Source organism: Neobacillus sp. plas4 (genome assembly GCF_057221695.1).
The window spans coordinates 3,388,240-3,405,844 of record NZ_CM170152.1; the positions used below are offsets into that span (position 1 = coordinate 3,388,240).

Annotated in this window: 15 protein-coding genes; 2 read left to right on the top strand and 13 right to left on the bottom strand. The window is 38.6% G+C overall.

Going from position 1 to position 17,605, the window contains the following annotated elements:
• Window positions 1–8: 8 nt before the first annotated feature.
• The 11 genes from AC2TFD_RS16820 to AC2TFD_RS16870 all read right to left on the bottom strand — a co-directional run bounded on the left by AC2TFD_RS16820 (window position 9) and on the right by AC2TFD_RS16870 (window position 11,370).
• Window positions 9–410: a hypothetical protein gene (locus tag AC2TFD_RS16820; RefSeq protein WP_484673602.1), complete on the bottom strand. Its 402-nt coding sequence runs from the start codon at window positions 408–410 to the stop codon at window positions 9–11.
• 119 nt (window positions 411–529) lie between these two features.
• A complete protein-coding gene (locus AC2TFD_RS16825) occupies window positions 530–1,315 on the bottom strand; it encodes an enoyl-CoA hydratase/isomerase family protein (protein WP_484673603.1) in 786 nt (261 codons plus the stop codon).
• A 93-nt stretch (window positions 1,316–1,408) separates the two neighbouring features.
• On the bottom strand, window positions 1,409–3,073 hold the full coding sequence (locus AC2TFD_RS16830; RefSeq protein WP_484673604.1) for a class I adenylate-forming enzyme family protein: 1,665 nt from the start codon (window positions 3,071–3,073) through the stop codon (window positions 1,409–1,411).
• Between the two features lie 31 nt (window positions 3,074–3,104).
• A complete protein-coding gene (locus AC2TFD_RS16835) occupies window positions 3,105–4,724 on the bottom strand; it encodes an ATP-dependent acyl-CoA ligase (protein ID WP_484673605.1) in 1,620 nt (539 codons plus the stop codon).
• Between the two features lie 39 nt (window positions 4,725–4,763).
• Entirely contained in the window at window positions 4,764–5,573 is an 810-nt protein-coding gene (locus AC2TFD_RS16840; RefSeq protein ID WP_484673606.1) for an SDR family oxidoreductase, read from the bottom strand.
• Window positions 5,574–5,596: 23 nt separating this feature from the next.
• Entirely contained in the window at window positions 5,597–7,162 is a 1,566-nt protein-coding gene (locus tag AC2TFD_RS16845) for an acyl-CoA carboxylase subunit beta (protein ID WP_484673607.1), read from the bottom strand.
• The gene (locus AC2TFD_RS16850; protein WP_484673608.1) at window positions 7,162–8,541 is read right to left on the bottom strand and encodes an acyclic terpene utilization AtuA family protein; all 1,380 of its coding nucleotides are present in this window, start codon (window positions 8,539–8,541) and stop codon (window positions 7,162–7,164) included. Before AC2TFD_RS16850 ends, AC2TFD_RS16845 begins: the two co-directional genes overlap by 1 nt.
• A 58-nt stretch (window positions 8,542–8,599) precedes the next feature.
• The gene (locus tag AC2TFD_RS16855; protein ID WP_484673609.1) at window positions 8,600–9,382 is read right to left on the bottom strand and encodes an enoyl-CoA hydratase/isomerase family protein; all 783 of its coding nucleotides are present in this window, start codon (window positions 9,380–9,382) and stop codon (window positions 8,600–8,602) included.
• A gap of 25 nt (window positions 9,383–9,407) precedes the next feature.
• Window positions 9,408–9,764, bottom strand: a complete 357-nt coding sequence (locus tag AC2TFD_RS16860; RefSeq protein WP_484673610.1) for an AtuA-related protein — start codon at window positions 9,762–9,764, stop codon at window positions 9,408–9,410.
• Between the two features lie 27 nt (window positions 9,765–9,791).
• Window positions 9,792–10,004: an acetyl-CoA carboxylase biotin carboxyl carrier protein subunit gene (locus tag AC2TFD_RS16865; RefSeq protein WP_484673611.1), complete on the bottom strand. Its 213-nt coding sequence runs from the start codon at window positions 10,002–10,004 to the stop codon at window positions 9,792–9,794.
• 16 nt (window positions 10,005–10,020) lie between these two features.
• On the bottom strand, window positions 10,021–11,370 hold the full coding sequence (locus tag AC2TFD_RS16870) for an acetyl-CoA carboxylase biotin carboxylase subunit (RefSeq protein ID WP_484673612.1): 1,350 nt from the start codon (window positions 11,368–11,370) through the stop codon (window positions 10,021–10,023).
• A 234-nt stretch (window positions 11,371–11,604) separates the two neighbouring features.
• Between AC2TFD_RS16870 and AC2TFD_RS16875 the strand changes: the two genes are divergently transcribed.
• Window positions 11,605–13,752 (top strand): sigma 54-interacting transcriptional regulator, encoded by a 2,148-nt coding sequence (locus AC2TFD_RS16875; RefSeq protein WP_484673613.1) that lies wholly within the window; start codon window positions 11,605–11,607, stop codon window positions 13,750–13,752.
• Window positions 13,753–13,782: 30 nt separating this feature from the next.
• Here the strand turns inward: AC2TFD_RS16875 and AC2TFD_RS16880 are convergent, their stop codons facing one another.
• Both AC2TFD_RS16880 and AC2TFD_RS16885 read right to left on the bottom strand, forming a co-directional pair.
• The gene (locus AC2TFD_RS16880) at window positions 13,783–15,366 is read right to left on the bottom strand and encodes an AMP-binding protein (protein ID WP_484673614.1); all 1,584 of its coding nucleotides are present in this window, start codon (window positions 15,364–15,366) and stop codon (window positions 13,783–13,785) included.
• 33 nt (window positions 15,367–15,399) lie between these two features.
• Entirely contained in the window at window positions 15,400–16,557 is a 1,158-nt protein-coding gene (locus AC2TFD_RS16885) for an acyl-CoA dehydrogenase family protein (protein WP_484673615.1), read from the bottom strand.
• A gap of 431 nt (window positions 16,558–16,988) precedes the next feature.
• Here AC2TFD_RS16885 and AC2TFD_RS16890 point away from each other — a divergent pair, with 431 nt between their 5' ends.
• Window positions 16,989–17,603, top strand: a complete 615-nt coding sequence (locus AC2TFD_RS16890; RefSeq protein WP_335512362.1) for a YitT family protein — start codon at window positions 16,989–16,991, stop codon at window positions 17,601–17,603.
• The last annotated feature ends 2 nt before the right edge of the window (window positions 17,604–17,605 follow it).

The window sequence follows — 17,605 nt, forward strand, 5'->3', positions numbered from 1 at the left end:
ATGCATGTCTATATATCGAATGTATTTGTATTTATAGAAGACTCCTTTACTTCTGGCTGACTAAATGTCCAAACATATATTAATGAAAAGCTTGCACACAAAGTCCAAATTCCTAAATAGTAGATTGCTGTACTAATAGTAAAACCAAATATTAAATTTTCTCCTCCAATAGCTGAGCCGAGTGTTACGATATCTAACCATCCTTGTAAGAGAAAAAATAGGACTGTTACAATGGTAGGGAACCAGATAATCGTTTTATTTACTTTTATTTTTTTAGCCAATCCAATAAATAACAGTAATCCTACGAGAACTATATACGGGTAAATGACTAATCGAAATGATCCGAAGAGCATTCCAATTATGATTAATACGAGTAAAGCAACAAAAGCATAAACAACCCTATTTGACATTATCCTCTACCCCCTTGAGTATACTCCTCAGAGAAATATTTACTTTCATTTCCCTATCGTATTTTTCGGAGAAATAATTACTAAGAACTAATTTTTGGTCTTTTTGGCTTTTTAGTCACTTACTCCCCTATAAACTGAGGCGTTCTTTTTTCACCGAATGCAAGAATTCCTTCCTTTGCATCCTTACTTTTTAACGCCTCTTGAGCAAAATCCCATTCTTGTTTAAATGCTTCATCCAAAGATAAATTTTGCAAACGAATCACTGCTTGTTTGGTTGCTTGAACTGCGATAGGACCATTTTGGATAATAAGTTCAGCATATCGCTCCACTTCCATCATTAAATCCTCTAAAGGGACCACTTTATTAATCAAACCCATCTTTTCAGCTTCTTCAGCAGATATTTGTCTTCCGGTCAATAAAATTTCCATGGCTCTACAATATGGGATTTGTCTTACCAGTCTTGCTAAAGAACCACCTGCAGCCATAATAGACCATTTTGGTTCTGGCAGTCCAAAGGTAGCATTTTTAGCCGCAATTCTTATATCTGTTGCTTGCAATAATTCTGTTCCACCAGCTAAACAATGACCATTGACTGCTGCTATAATAGGCTTGGTGATTGGCTTGAACTTCATCATTGCATGATTAATTTTTGTTTCAAGCTCATCATTCCGCTCTTCCCCGAGTAAGAGTGGAATGGTCTTTTTTAAATCCGCACCGGAACAAAAAGCTTTTTCTCCAGCACCAGTAATAATCACAACACGGATATCTGGATCATTTTCTGCTTCTTGAAACAAATCTCCTAAATGTCCCCATCCGTCAGGAGTTAAGGCATTGAACACCTGTGGTCGATTAATCGTTATGACTGCCCGATTGCCTATTTTTTCGTAAATTAGTTCGTTTTCCATGGATTTCTTCTCCCTCTTACTAACTTTCGTTCCTTATTTTTCGAAAAGAGACAGTTCCTTTACGAATTTCAGGAACTGTCATATTTTAAAAAATTAGCTCTTAATATTCACCGTTCTAAGTTGCTCACGTAAACGATATTTTAAGATTTTTCCGCCTACGGTTTCAGGAATGGATTCAGTAAAGATAATTTGTTTTGGTGTTTCAAAGCCGCCTAGCTTTTCACGGCAAAAACTGATTAATTCGACTTCCGCAACATGCTTATCTTTTTTTAATACAACTACTCCTGTAACCATTTCACCCCATTTTTCATGAGGCAAAGCAATAACAGCTACTTTTTCCACAGCAGGATGTTGTCGAAGTACCGCTTCAACTCGGATGCTGGAGACATTTTCTCCGCCTGATTTAATAATATCCTTATATCTATCGACCATAATCGCTAGACCATCTTCATCATACATACAGCTGTCTCCTGAATGAAACCAGCCATGTTCGAAGGCTTTCCTTGTTGCATCTTCGTCCTTATAATATCCGGACATGACAGCAGGTGACCGATATACCGCCTCACCTGGAACCCGTGGATCAGTTATAACGTTTCCACTTTCATCCATTATGACCGAAGCTAGAAGTGGATTAGGGACACCTACATAGTTAACTTCGGGTGCATTCTTCACATATGTTTCCGGCCACTTATCTGGCCAAAAACGATAACAGGATATTGACTCTGTTTGGCCAAAAATTTCAAAAGTTATCAAATCATTTCCACACAGATCCTTAAGCTTTTCAAGATAATTCGGACTGAGCTGAGCCCAGCCGTATACAATTACCTTTAAACTGCTCACATCATATTTGTCTCTCTCTGCAAGGATTAAATCTGTGAGCCCTGTCAAAAATGCAGGCGATCCGGACCAAAGGGTTGTGATCTTTTCCTTGGTGATGGCTTCAGCCATTGCCGGCATGTTAAGCGTACGCCCGATGACAAAAGTTCCCCCTGATAGAAAAACAGGATAAGCAAATATTTGATCAGCAACATGGAACATAATTGGAAGAAAGCTGCAAACCTTTAGTTCATTTTCAATCGATATTCCTCTTGTTATTGATAAAGCGAAACTGTAGGCAGACATATAAGTGTTCGTGTGGGAAACCATCACACACTTAGGCATTGAAGTAGTTCCTGACGTAAATAAAATTTGCCAAATGTCATCCCCATGGATTTCAACATCGGGTTCATCTTTTGAATGTCCTCTGTAAAACTCCTCAAACGACTGACTGCCTGGAACTACTTCTCCTCCAATAGGAATGGTAATGTCCAGCTGGATATTCAGTTTATTGAAAACACTTTTTATTTTTGGCCAATGTTCAGAATCTGCAATAAATAGGCTTGGTTCAACATGGTTAATCAGATAGGCAATAACATCCGGAGCCATCATCGTATTCATAGGAACAGCTACCATTCCGGCCTTTGCGACAGCTATTTTTGCTAAAAATCCTTCTACTGAGTTATCACAAAAGAAAAGAACACGATCCCCTTTTTTTAATCCTCTTTTGGAAAGTGCATTGGCAAACTGGTTGGCCTTATCGTCTGCCTCTAAATAAGTAAGCCTTGCGTTATCCGGGTGTGCAAATGCACCTTCCCACCCGACCAATGCCTCTTTATCAGGAAAGCTGTACCTTAGCCTTTCGAGCATATCTCCTACAGAAGTTCTTTCCCACCTGTTTACTCTTCTTCGGTTATAAAGCGATGTGACATCGATTTTCATAAATTCACTCCTCGCAAAAGTCTAAAACTATTTAATTAATCTTTTTAGCAACTGAAGAAATCTTCACTTTTAGGGATATCCGAGCTTTTATTACATTATCAAAACATTGCTCAGGAAGGCTTTCCTTTAAAATTGATTTTTGGATTTTCTGGCTGGCTGTCTTCGGAAACTCGTTTAAATATTCAACATAACGAGGTACTTTAAAATACGCTAATCGTTCAGAACACCAATCAATAATTTCCTGCTCTGGAACTGTCGCAGCACTTTCTCCTTCTTTTAACACAATACAGACTCTTACCTCTTGTTCCCGAATCGGATCTGGAACTGGTACCGCTGCAGCTTCCATTACTTTTGGATGGGCTTTTACACAATCCTCCACTTCCATAGAGGAGATATTTTCACCGCTTCTTCTAATAATGTCTTTTTTCCGGTCTACAAAATAATAGAAACCGCTTTCATCCTTTCTCACCATGTCTCCTGTATGAAACCATCCTCCCTCCCATGCTTTTTTAGTTGCCTCAGGATTTTTATAATATCCCTTCATCATTGCGGAACCCTCTGGGCGTGGATCCTCTTTAATTACCAATTCACCAACCTTACCATTCGGCAGCTCCTGATTGTTTTCATCTACTACCATCGCATTAAACCCTGGCAGCGGTTTACCCATACAGCCAGTGCCTAAACGTCTATCTCCATACAAGGGAGCAGTCATTGTCAACCCAACCTCAGTCATTCCAAAAACTTCGATTGCCTTTAAACCAAATCTTTCTTCATAAAGTTGATGGTATTCGTGGGATATTCCGGCACCTAGGGTCACTCTTACTCGATGGGCTTGGTCTTTCGTGCTGGAATCCATAGAATATAAGATAGCAGGCATAACCCCCAAGTAATGAAACTGGGTAGCACCATATTTGATTACATCCTCCCACCAACTTTTTGGATGAAAACGATCTAATACAATTACACTAGCTCCTAATATCAATGCTCCCATAATAGATAAGATTTGTGGGTTCATATGAAATAAGGGTAAAGGAGTTAACACACGATCCTCATTAGTAAGCTCGAGTGCATCGGCCCAAAGACGCGGGTTAACCAAATAATAGCTTTGCGGTTCCACACAACCTTTGGGATGTCCAGTAGTACCAGAGGTATATAATATTGCTGCGTCATCATCCTTCATGATCTCAATCAATGGTAGTTCCTCAGGCTGTTTTTCTAAAAAGTCATAAAAACTTATTACATCTGATAGCTGACTAGGATTGATCGAGATTACATATTCAATTGTAGGACAATTCTTACGTAGCCCCGTGATCATATTCAATGCATTTGAATCTGTAATTACTAGATTAGAATCGGAATTATTTATTACATACGTTGTTTCAGCAGACTTGAAAAACGTGTTGATAGGAACCATTACTGCTCCTATCTTTGCTAATCCGAACCAACAATATATGAACTCCACACTATTAGGGAGATAAAGTGCAACTTTATCTCCTTTTCTCACTCCCAGTTCGAGAAATAGGTTGCCGACTTTATTTGATATTCTGTTGATTTCTTCAAAAGAAATTTCATTACCATTACAGTAAAGAAATTTTTTCTTATTGAATTTTTCTGCAGATTGTTCAATTACTTCTCTTACACTATTAAACATAACCGACTTCCTTTCTCTTTTTTTCCGTACACCACTCTCCTAGTAAGGGAAAAACGTAATCCCGTGTCCTAATGAGTTACCACCATCAATAATAATATTTTCACCGGTAATATATCCGCTTGCTTTACTAGATAAATAGGCAGCAAGCCAGCCCAGTTCCTCGAGATTTCCAACCCGCCTTAACGGAACAGCATTGATTGTGTTGTCGATAAAGGTCGGGTCTGCCGCTGCCATTTCTTCCTGCATCCCTTCTGTAATGAATAATCCTGCACCAATTGAATTAACACGAATTTTATGCTGTGCCCACTCTAATGCTAGGTTTTTCATTAAACCATATACCCCATTCCTTGCTGCAACCGAATGGGCAATACCAGGAGCCCCCCTATGTAAAAAGGATACAAGAATATTCGTTATGGCTCCCCCTGTTCCTTGTTTAATCATTTGTTTTCCAACTGTCTGAGTCACATAAAATGTTCCATTTAAATTCGTTCGAATGACTGCGTCCCAGCCATTTTTTGATATCTCTTCCGCTCGCTTCGGGAATTGACCGCCTGCATTGTTAATTAATATGTCAACTTTCCCAAATCGCTTAACTGTTTCTGCTACAAGGTTTTCAACTTGGTCAAGTTCGCGTATATCCGTTGGTACAGTTAGCACTTCAAAGCCTTGAGAAACAAATTCATCTTCTGTTTTTTTCAAGACCTCCTCACGTCGTCCGGCAAGAACCAGCTTCGCTCCGACACTGCCCAACTGATGGGCTATTTCCTTACCAATACCCGTGCCGCCACCTGTAACGATGGCGACCTGATCCTTTAGCAGGGTATTTGAAAAAATATCTGAAATTGACATGTTTTCTCCTCCTTTTATACCTCTTATACTGGGTGAACCGGACACTTTTTCTCTCCAAAGGTAATGTCCTTTGATTCATAATAGTCAAAGTGTACAATCGTTTCTTCACGCAGTTGGTCATAAGGAATTACTTCATCAATAATGAGCTCGGAACCAAGTGCATAAATGTTAATATCCTCTGAATACTCTTCTCTCATTTTCTGAATAAACGCAGGTCTTTCTGCTTCTGGCAATTCTTGAATCTTATTGAAATAAACAGCATTGATTGCAGCTTCAGGACCCATTATGGCGATAGAAGCAGATGGTAAGGCAATTACTTTTTCTGGGTCATACGCTGGTCCGCACATCGCATACAGTCCTGCCCCATACGTTTTCCGTACGATAACTGTCAGCTTTGGAACCGTAGCCTCTGAAACGGCAGTAATAAATTTAGCACCATGACGGATAATTCCCTTCCTTTCAACAGAAGTACCAACCATATAGCCAGGAACATCCGACAAGAACAATAGTGGAATATTATAGGCATTACATAGTGTCACAAATCGAGCACCCTTATCGGCTGTATCCACAAATAGGGTACCACCCTTAACCTTCGGCTGGTTGGCAACGATTCCCACAACTCTGCCGCCAATCCTGCTAAATCCTACAATCAGCTCTGGTGCAAATAGTTTTTTAACTTCAAACCAGCTGCCCTCATCAATGACACGATCGATTAATTCGTACATATCATATGGTCGATTCATATCCTCAGGAATAATTTCCTTAATGGACCTGCCAGGTTTCGCCGCTACAGGCTCAACCATTTCTGGTGTATGTTTATAATTTTGCGGCATATAAGAAAGGTAATGTTTAATAATTTCAACGGCATCCTCATCATCCTTTGCTAGAACATCACCTAGACCACTCGTTGAGCAATGCATTCTAGCACCGCCCATTTCTTCCATGGTTGTTTTTTCACCAATTACCATTTCTACCATTCTAGTGGAACCTAAATAGGCACTCGCCTTCTTATCAACCATAATAACCAAATCAGAAAAGGCTGGGATATAAGCAGAACCTGCTGGTGACGGTCCAAAATTTATGCAAATTTGCGGTACCATCCCTGACATTTTCACTTGGTTATAGAAAATCTTCCCACTATGCCTCCGGCCTGGAAAAATCCTAATTTGTTCGGTGATTCTTCCACCTGCTGAATCTAACATATAAATCATTGGGATTTTTAATTTCATCGCTAATTCTTGAATTCGAATCATCTTTTCAACGGACTTTGGACCCCAAGACCCAGCTTTTACAGTTGGGTCAGCTGCCAAAAAGGCCACTTTTCTTCCATTAATTTTACCGATTCCGGTTACCATTGCATCCGCGGCCAAGTCTGGTTTCAGCGCTTCAGCTAATAAACCCTCTTCTCGAAAAGAACCTGGATCAAGTAAAAGAGCTAGCCTTTCTCGAACCAATAATTTTCCTTGTTCTTTGACTCGATTCCGGTATTTTTCTGCCCCTCCCTCTTTAATCCTTTCTTTTTCTGCTTCCATTTTTTCTTCTTTTTGTTGATTTGTCAGTTTAAACGTTTCGACTTGTGTATTATTCATTAGACTACCTCCCTATTCACAGTAACAATCTCCACGGTTACATTACTTTCGATTACTTTTCTATCCATTAAGCATGAATAAATGCCTAATAATTGGCGAGGCTTTCCACCCTTTCCTAAACCTCCGCCTCCAAATGGCGGACCATTAACAGCTAAAGGAGAAAGTAACTTTCCAAATTTAGCAGCGTCGCTTTTTTCCTTTGTTCGGATTGCAAAGTACAGGTAAATTTCATTCAATGAATCGGTGTCCACTTCCTGCGCAAGCGGTCCATGTAACGAATTGTATCCGATGTAACTTGTATGAATTTCTTCTGTTTGGATGCCTAGTCGATCAATTTGTTTCCTGAGGATTTCCTCTGCCTTTTTTGCCTTTTCTAATGCATTTGGCCAGGAGTATCCCATCATTCCATCACCAGCCCAGCCGTTTTCATAGCCGATTAATACCTTTAGTGTTGGCGGAGCAGGTTTTCCTTTTACATTCGAAACACGGACTTGATCCGGTCCAATATCCTCAAAAACAACAGATGTAAAATCAACAATGACATCAGGTGTAATGTAATTATGTGGATCATGTATTTCATACAGGAATTGTTCCTTCACAGTGTCCACACAAACCTTTCCACCCGTTCCTTCTGTTTTTGTAAGGATGAAGGAACCATCTTCACTAACCTCGGCAATAGGGTATCCAATATTATCAAGATCCTCAATGTCCTGCCATGCTCCTGTATAGTTGCCTCCTGTAACCTGTCCCGAGCATTCCATTAAATGTCCTAATAATACTGCAGATGCCACTCGATCCCAATCATCATAAGACCAGTTAAACTCGTAGATTAATGGAGCAGCAAACTGTGCAGAATCTGTTGTCCGGCCTGTAATGACAACATCAGCACCTTGCCTTAATGCCTCAACAATAGGCTGTGCTCCCAAATAAACCGAAGCAAACAATAATCGATCTTCATATTCCTTCCAAGTTTCCTCTCCATCTTTCGTTAGAAAGTATGGACTTAATTCTTCTAATTGGTCGTAAATATTATCTCCTTTTACTAGACCAATTTTTATATCATCCAGTCCTAACGTTTTGGCTACCCGTTTCACTTCCTCAACAGCACCATCAGGGTTAATACCGCCTGCATTTGTGATGAGTTTAATTCCCTTTGGATAGCACTCAGGTAACAATAAATTCATCGTTTGGGTGATATCCTTTGTATATCCTTTCGTCGGATCCTTTTTACGGTCTTTTTCCAGAATTGCCATTGTTAACTCGGCCAGGTCATCAAAGCAAATGTATTGTACATTCCCTCTTTTCGCTGTGTCTAAGGCAGGTAACACAGAGTCACCATAAAAACCCATACCCGCACCAATTCTTACCTTTTTGGACATATTCCTTACCTCCAAATTCCTCTGCTATTTTATAAGATATATAGATTCTTTTTCCTGCCTATCTGCCTTTCCAAACAGGCTGTCTTTTTTCTAAAAACGCCTCTGCACCCTCTTTTACATCATCGCTTAAGAATGAAATTACTCGTAAAGTGTTCGCATAATCTAACTTCTTGTTCATTTCCATATCACGTGTTTTCACAAAGCAATCCAGTCCAACCTTTAATGCTAACGGACTAGCAGCAGCCAGCATACTAGCAAATGCAAGTGCCTCATCCATAACATTTTCAGGTGATACGACTTTATTTACCAAACCATATTCTTTCGCTTTCTCTGCAACAAAAATCTCTCCCGTGAAACTAATTTCCAATGCTTTTTTACTGCCAATTGCTTCAATAATAATTGGCAGGATGACTAATGGAAACAAACCTAATTTAATCTCTGTTGTTCCTAACTTTGCTTTGGTAGATGCGACTGTATAGTGGCAAGCAGCTACTAAACCTAATCCACCGCCTAATGCATGGCCATTAATGGCCCCAATTACAGGCTTTTGTATGCTTGTAAGCGTTTGAAAAAGTTTAGTAGTGGCTTCGCCCTCTTTATGAACTTCACTAGCAAGTTTTTCTTGATATCGTGAAAATTCCTTAAGATTGCCGCCTGCGCAAAAAGAACTTCCTGCACCCGTTAAAACGATGACGTGAACTTCATCATTTGCTTCAGCAGACCTCAAAGTATCAATTAGTGATAAACACATGTTCTGCGACAAAGGATTCCTGCTTTCTGGGTCATTCATCTCAATAATGCCAATATGATTTTCGATTTGATAACGTACTAATTCGCTCATAATAGCCCTCCTGTCGGTTCCCTAGTTAAACCAAATTATTTTCTTTAACACTTTCCAAAACATGTGCGGGGATGTCTACCTTCATTCTCAATAATGCGGCACTTAATGACTTCCCTAAATTATCCATACGAAGTGATGAGGCAGACCCGCCACCTAGCGCATCATGTAAAACGTATTTTAATGCTAGTACATTGGGAACCTCATAGCGTTCTACTTTTCCGGTACACAATCCAGCAAAATGTTCTTTAACTCTTTGCTCTGTTACTTCCTTCTTTAACACTTCAAAAATTTGACTATTGTTAGCAAACAATGAAATATCGGAAATATTTCCCTTATCACCTGACCTAGATATAGCAACTTGTGCGAGCTGTACTTTTGGCATTTTCTTGTTCCTCCTTTTACCTTTTTCCTATGATTGAAGTTTAACGACTACCTCATCTTCTTGAACAAAGTCGCCTTCATTTTTTAATATGGCCTCTACTACGCCCGACCCTTCAGAAACAATGGGAATTTCCATTTTCATAGATTCTAAAATGGCTACTTCCTGACCCGCTTCTACTTGATCCCCTACTTTAACAACTAATTTCCATAGACTGCCACTCATGTTTGAGCGAATATTCATTTTTCCCACTCCTACTCTATTTAGTTAAGGTATTTTCACGCATAGTTTTAACAAGATTGGTTGAATAGTGCCCATGTTGGAATTGATTATTCTCTAAGACTTCTAGCAATAACGGAATATTGGTTTTGATTCCTTCGATTTCCGTTTCCAAAAGTGCTTTTCTCATTTTTGTAATGGTTTCCTCTCTTGTTGTTCCTTTAATGATAATTTTGGCAATCATAGGGTCATAGTAAGGCGTGATTGTTGTCCCATTTACAATACCAGTATCAATCCTTACATGATCAGGCCAAACTAAATGAGTAATCGTACCAGGTGAAGGGTAAAAGCGGATGGGATCTTCCGCATATATCCTGCATTCCATGGCATGCCCTTCTTGTTTAATACTATTTTGCAGCGACGGTAATCGGTGTTGATTGGCAATTTCGATTTGCCATTCAACCAAATCTAATCCTGTAGTTTCTTCTGTAACTGGATGTTCCACTTGCAGCCTCGTATTCATCTCTAAAAAGTAAAAGTTTCCTTTTTCATCAAAGATAAATTCCATCGTCCCTACATTTCTGTACCCAATTCCTAGCGCTCCTTTTAAAGCTACTCGTTTTAGTTCCTCCAGTTGTTGCGGCTGGATGGAAGGTGATGGGCTTTCTTCTATCACCTTTTGATGTCTCCGTTGAACGGAACATTCTCTTTCAAAAAGATGAACACCATTCCCCAAATGATCAATCGCAATTTGCATTTCAATATGTCTTGGATTTTCAATGTACTTTTCAATAAAAATAGACGAATCCCCAAAGAACTTTTCCGAACGGCTTTTCGTTGAGGTGAAGGCCTTTTCTAATTCAAGATCAGAATAGACAAGTTCCATCCCAATACCACCGCCTCCAGCACTGGCTTTTAACATCACCGGATACCCAATTGTGTTAGCGGTCTGAAGAACTTCTTCGATTGTCTCTAGTGCATCGACACTTCCTGGTACAACCGGAACATCCAGCTCCTTCATCCTCTTTCTAGCTTCAATTTTGCTCCCCATCATTTTAATGACTTCACTAGAAGGTCCGATGAAGATAATTCCTTCTTTTTCACAGCGATCAACAAACGCGGTGTTTTCAGAAAGAAACCCATATCCTGGGTGGATGGCATCAACCTTTGCCTCTAGTGCTACTTTAATAATTTCATCCACCTTTAAGTAACTTTGAAATGCAGGCGGCGGCCCAATTAAGTAGGCTTCATCTGCTGCTGTAACAAATGGCATTTTTTCATCAGCTTCTGAATAAACGGCAACTGTCTCAATCCCTAATCGCTTACATGTTTGAATAATCCGAATGGCAATTTCTCCTCGATTGGCAATTAATATTTTTTTAATCGTCATCTAGTATCCTCCAAGTCCACAAGGTTTCTTTTTAAAAAAGTTATTTAAGTTGTACTCACTTTACTTATTTGCAATAATCGTGCCAACTCGAAACTATTGAAAGTAAAGGAAGAGTAAATTCTTAAACAGCGTTAAACTGTACAATTATTGTATATTTTCAGAATTTTGTTATAATATTAAACAGATGTTCACTTTTTTTACACTAATGTATGGAGGAGAATTGCCATAAAAGTCATGAAAGAATTAAATATCGCAGATTACTATTCCAAACCGCTGATGTTAACAGAAAACAACAATATATCAGATGTAATAATGGGATTTCTAAATCAGCGAATTGATGTTGCCTGCATCGTTGATGACTCAAATTATCCCCTCGGAATCGTTAGCAAGTACAGTGTCTATCGCTCCATATTAGCTGGGACAAGCCTAGATACTCCTATAAAGTCCATTCTTCATAGAGATGTCCTAACTATTAATGATAGAGAAGGATTTAGACACGTAAAGGATGTGTTGCTTCAACGTAATGTAGCCCACGGAATCGTGCTCAACGGGGATAATAAAGTGATTGGGGTAATTAGCAAATCCGATATCATTCGTGGTTTTTTACATGAAACCGAAATCCTCGTTAATCAACTAACAGGGCTCATTGAAAATCTTCAGGATATCGTCATATCAATTGACAGAAACAGCCAGATTGTTGCATTTAATGGGGCAGCTGAAAGGGTCATGCTACTGAAAAAAGAAGACGTTATTGGAAGAAAAATTGAAGAGTGTTTTCCGGAAATAGCTCATTACTTGGTATCAGCCTTAGACGATTTAACATCTATTAAACAAAAAAAGGTAACGTTGGGTCCTATTACAGGGATTGCCTCCTTTATCCCAATAACCTATAAAGAGAATACAAGTGGCGCACTAGCCATCATCAAAGATATCACCACGTTGGAAGAATTCGCCCAAGAATTAGAAACGACCAAAAACCTCCAGCAAACATTACAACAGGCCATGGCATTATCATATGACGCAATCATTATTACCGATAATGAAGGCAGAATTACCCTTACAAATCAGGCATTTTTAGATCTGTTTGAACTAAAAGACAAAAATATTATTAACCAAAAAATAGATGATTCAGTACCTGTTCTTGGTCAATTTACAAATGATCGCCAACTAAAAAAAGAGATTATGACAATAAATAATAAAACGGGTATCGTAACAAAAGAATTTATCGTTCATGCAGGTAAAGAGGTTGGGATGATTATTAAAATAATCTCTAACCAATTAGATCAGTGGAAAGAACTCTTTTATCGGATGGATAAGCTGGAAAGTGAATTAAATTTCTATCGAAGTGAATATGAAAAATTAACACAAAACTCCTCTTTTGACATTATTAAGTCTAAAGATAAAAAAATGGCCAACTTAAAACACCAAGCCCTTCTATCGGCAAAAAATACTTCAACCGTATTAATTACCGGCGAGAGTGGTACGGGAAAGGAACTTTTTGCGGAGGCAATACATAAAGAATCAGGTCGAAAAGGAAATTTTGTGAAGGTAAACTGTGCTGCCATCCCCTCAGAATTGTTGGAGTCTGAGTTTTTTGGATATGCAGATGGAGCCTTTACAGGGGCGCGACGCGGTGGAAAAATAGGTAAGTTTGAATTGGCAGACAAAGGGACAATTTTCCTAGACGAAATTGGTGATATGCCTCTAGCACTACAATCGAAGTTACTTAGGGTTCTTCAGGAAAGAAATTTCGAAAGAATTGGCGACAACCGAACACGATCAGTCGATGTAAGAATCATTGCTGCTACCAACAAAGACTTATATCAATTAGTCCAAGACGGTGAATTTCGTGAAGACTTTTACTATAGGATTAATGTTGTGACTATCCAAATCCCGCCACTAAGGGAGCGAAAAAGTGATATCTCATTATTATGCAATCACCTTATTAACAAGTTAAATGATAGACTAAATAAACAAGTAATCGGCATCAGTCCAGAAGCATTCACCATGTTAAAAGAGTATAACTGGCCTGGTAATATTCGCCAATTAGAAAACATACTAGAAAGAGCGATGAATTTTGATGTGAAGAATTGGATTGATACGATTCATTTACCATTGGAACTTCAGGAAAAAAATCAATCTATTATGACGAGCAAGTTGATTCCACCAAGTACCCCAGCGATTTCTCACAACAAGCAAGACTCTTTAAGTGAAAGTGTCTCTCTAAAAGACTCTGAAAAATCAATTATCATGGAAACATTAGAGTCTGTGCAAGGTAATCGCTCCAAGGCAGCTGAACTTCTTGGTATTAGCAGAACTACTTTATATAACAAAATTAAAAAATATAATATTGAATCAAATGTGTATTTTAACATTAAATAATAAAGAAGGAGACCTGAGGTCTCCTTCTTATTAGTTGTTTATAGTCTCTTGTTGAAATAGATTTATATGTTCATTGCGAAGGATATGTTTTTGAATTTTTCCGGAAGAAGTCATTGGGAATTCCTTTAGGGTAATGACTTTTTTAGGGACCTTATATCCTCCCAATTGCTGTTTACATAATTGAATAATTTCTTCTTCTGAAATCGCTTCGTTATCATTTGAAATCACAAAGGCTGTAAGTGCTTCTGTCCAGTGTTCGTGTGGAAGCCCTACAACCGCAACATTTTGAACATTTGGATGTTGAAAGATACACTTCTCGACTTCAATAGATGCGACGTTGACACCACCCGTTTTCACAATATCCTTCTTCCGGTCAGCAAACCAAAGGATAGAATCTTCGTCAAAATATCCATAATCGCCACTATGAAACCACCCATGGGCAAAGGCTTCTTCTGTCTTTTGGGTGTCGTTTAAGTATCCTTCCATCGTTTGTGGACTACGATAAACAATTTCCCCTATTTCTTTTTCACCGAGTAATTCACCCTGCTCATTCATAATTCCTACTTCCACGTTAACAGCCGGAGTTCCGACAGCACCAGACTTAATTAACTGGTGTTCGGGACGAAAAACGGTCGCAACAGGCGCCATCTCGGTTTGGCCAAATAGAAGAGCAAAATCACATTTAAAGACATTGTGAGCGCGCTGAAGTTCATAATCTGGCATAGGCGCCATCGCATACACACATAATCTCAGTGAACTCAAATCATAATCTAATCTTTTTGGATGATCTAGTAAAGCACGGTACATCATTGGCAGCCCAAAAATTTGTGTAGCTTTTTCTTTTTCAATAAGGGACATTAATAGCTCTGGTTCAAACTTTTTTAAGATGATAGTTGTACCGCCTACAAGGAAGACAGGGGTTGATATAGCATTTAATTGTGCTGTATGGTAGAAAGGTAACATAGCAATCGAAACATCCTGGTCCGAAAACTTTAAATCAAAAGCTGTACCCAAGGTATTAAAATAAACAGCAGTATGGCTGCTCATCACTCCTTTTGGGTTGGAGGTTGTTCCACTTGTATATAAACATTGCATTAAATCACGATCATTTACCTCACAAAGAACCTCTGAATCATCCTCTTCTTTCCAGATAGACTCCCAATTATGAAAACGCTGACTATTATTTGTTATTTTACTCGTATCAACGTCACCTATAAAAATAACTTCTTTAAGAGATTCATTCGTTGGTAACAAATCAATAAATGAGTTTTCTACCACAACTGCTTTTGAATAGGAGTCTTTTATGATGTAATCGATTTCATTAGAAAGTAACCCAGTATTAATCGGGACAATGGTGATTCCTGCCTTTGCACATGCAAAGTAGGTAAGGATAAATTCAATGGAATTACTCGAGAGAAGAGAGAGTCGATCACCTTTTGTGATTCCAATCGATTCGAAGCCTCTCGCCACCTTGTTAACCCATTTGTTCAACTCTTGATAGGTCACTCTTTTGTCGTCTTCAATAACAGCAATTTTATTAGGATATCTTTTAGAGCTTCTCTTTAATATATCTCCCATATTAACGCGATGAATTAAGTTATAATCTAACGACAATCCGCATCCCCCTCTAAATTAATCGTCCCTTTTTTAAAAGGTTTTGATCCCTAAAACATCTCTAGCAATAATCAATCGTCTAACCTCTGAAGTTCCAGCACCTATTTCATAGAGTTTTGCGTCACGGAGATAACGGTTAACCGGATAGTCGAGCATATAGCCGTATCCTCCATGAATTTGGACAGCCTCCAACGCTGTTTTCGTGGCAGTTTCTGCAGTAAATAGAATGGCAGCAGCAGCCTTTAATGTGACTTTTTTCCCTTTTGCAGCCTCTGTGGCAGCATCATAGGTTAAGAGTCTCGCAGCTTGTAAGTTCGTGTACATATCTGCAATTTTAGCTTGAATTAGCTGAAAGTTAGCAATTTCTTTGCCAAATTGACTTCTTTCTTTCGCATATTTAACAGACTCCCTAAAAGCCCCTTCACCTATGCCCAGAGCTAAAGCTGAAACTACAACTCTCTCAATATCCAAGCCGCCCATCATGACTTTTATACCTTTATTCACTTCACCTAAGACATTTTCTACTGGAACACGACATTCATCAAAGATTAACTCACCTGTCGCTGAACCTCGATTCCCCATTTTTTCTAGTCGTTTCGAAACAGAAAATCCTTGATAGCCCTTTTCAACGATAAAAGCAGTGATTCCATGAGCACCTTTTTCTTTGTCTGTCTTTGCATAAACAATCAGGACATCCGCAATCGGGCCATTGGTGATAAATGTTTTACTGCCATTTAAAATATAATAATCTCCTTCACGTCTAGCGGTAGTACTCATTCCAACAGCGTCTGAACCTGATCCAGGTTCCGTTAAGCCCAGTGCACCAATTAAATTCCCGCTGCATAATCCTGGTAGGTATTTCTCTCTTTGAGCCTCGTTTGCATTATGATAAAGGTTATGCGCACATAAATTTGAATGGGCAGCATATGAAACAGCCACAGCTGCACTATATTTGGATATCTCCTCCGTCACCATCGCTTGTTCAACCGGTCCTAGTCCTGTACCACCATATTCTTCAGGAATAGTAATACCTAGTACTCCTAAGTTACCCAACTTTTTCCATATATCATTTGGAAACTCGTCCGTTCTGTCCATTTCTTCTGCTAATGGTGCAATTTCTTTTAGAACAAAATTCGATACCGTTTTCCTAAAGGCTTCCAGTTCTTGTGCAACTTCTTCTGTAACTGCCATGAGTAATCCCTCCACAAAATTAATTTGATCTGATATTACCCCTATATTACACTTATCATTCGATACAAGAATCCTCATATCCTTTAAAAAAGTACAATATCTAGGATACCTTTATACTTGCAAAAATCATGCCAAAAATTCTCCGTGATTTTCAAATAGAAGATCCTAACAAATAAAGCAAGTGTTTAGTTTTTATACAATCATGTAAAGTTATTATACATTCGTTCATTGACACTCTTAAAAAAGAATGCGAGAAGAAAAACATAAAAATAATTTTGAGGCGTTTATGAACTGCTTGCACTTTTTTATGTAAATATTTCCTCATAATCTTTTTTCATTTCTCATAAAATGGACAAGGAAAGGTAGTCCAAGGGAGGAATGAATGTGAGGTTTATTACGATACTTTTTAGGATCCGATTCAATACTATATGATGAAAACGCTGTTAACCTATTCTTGTTTACTATTTGGAGCTACCTTACAGGGAATATCGATGTCTTTATTTTTATTTCCACATTCTATCCCATCTGGCGGGGCAGCAGGGCTGGCAATCCTTATTAATCATTTTTTCAGTCTATCCCTTGGTTTTTCATTGTGGCTGGCAAATATTGTATTTTTACTATTTGCTCTTCCTTATTTTGGTTTTACCTGGACATTGCGAACCGTTATTTCCGTTGCAATCACTTCTATGACCGTAGGCTACATAACCTCTCAGTTTCCTCACATCCATATAAATATTTTCCTTTGTATTATAGCGGGAAGTGTATGTTTCGGTTTAGGAGTTGGTTTACTGATTCGATCCGGTGCATCTAGCGGCGGCATGGTCATTCCTGCATTAATGATTGCCAACTACAAAAATTGGAGCCCAGGAAAAGTGATGATGGGGATTAACTTTTTCATCTTTGTATTAACGGCCTTGGTGATTGATTATAAAATTGTACTTTATGCCATTATTTGCCAGTTTATTTCAACCAATATCATAGATTATATTTATGAGTTTAAGTTCCATCGAATCAGCTTTTTATCGGCAGCTTGGAGAAAAAGATAAGA